The organism is Bartonella sp. AA23NXGY, assembly GCF_042197165.1.
GTDB lineage: Bacteria > Pseudomonadota > Alphaproteobacteria > Rhizobiales > Rhizobiaceae > Bartonella.
This window is the reverse complement of record NZ_JBHIRO010000095.1, coordinates 1-752: the sequence shown is the minus strand read 5'-3', so window position 1 is coordinate 752 and position 752 is coordinate 1. Positions and strand designations below refer to the sequence as shown.

Annotated in this window: 1 pseudogene; it reads right to left on the bottom strand. The window is 41.6% G+C overall.

Annotation, left to right across the window (positions count from 1 at the left end):
• Positions 1–752, bottom strand: a pseudogene (locus ACFINY_RS09835) (hypothetical protein); the annotation flags it as partial.

Below are 752 nucleotides of genomic sequence, written 5' to 3'. Positions count from 1 at the left end.
GCTAGACCAATAGCAGCAGCTTGTCTTGCTTCTTTCCGAACATCCTGAATAGCATAATTCAATGTCTCAAACTTCATATCCGTATAGGATTTCGACTCGTTAACACCATCATTGACAAGACCACTAACTTTCTCATCCGTATACTTATTGGCATCTTCAAGAACTATCTTCATCTGCTCTTCAGTATAATCATGCAACTGACCGCCATTAACAGCTTGCTGAGAACCTGTTTCAATCTTGCCTGCCGCTACATTGTCTATCATAACAGGTTCGCTGTCATTGCCTCCTACTAACGTAATGCTATTGGTCTTTTTCCCATCACTATCTTTGTCATAGTTAACAACGCCATCTGTTACGGCTACTTCAATATCTTTCACATGTTGATCTATCGTATCTACTTTGTCTTCAACCTCTTTTACCCTCTCATTCGTGCTCCAAAGCTGACCACCATTAACAACTTCTTGCGAGCCTTCTTCTATCTTACCATCCAATACATTCGTAATCTTACTCGACTTACCATCATGCTTCGCATCATACGCGCCTTCTTCTTCATTCCAATTCAAACCATTGCTCGCCACATTCTTCTCAACATCATGAATACGCTCGTTGATACTCGTCATACCATCACTGACACCATCAAAAGCTCCTGCTACATCATGATAGATCTTCTTTTCTGACGAACTACCATCAGAATTGAATTGTGAAACCTTGAATTCCGGAGCCCTCCATTCGCCACCTTCATAGCTAGCTCC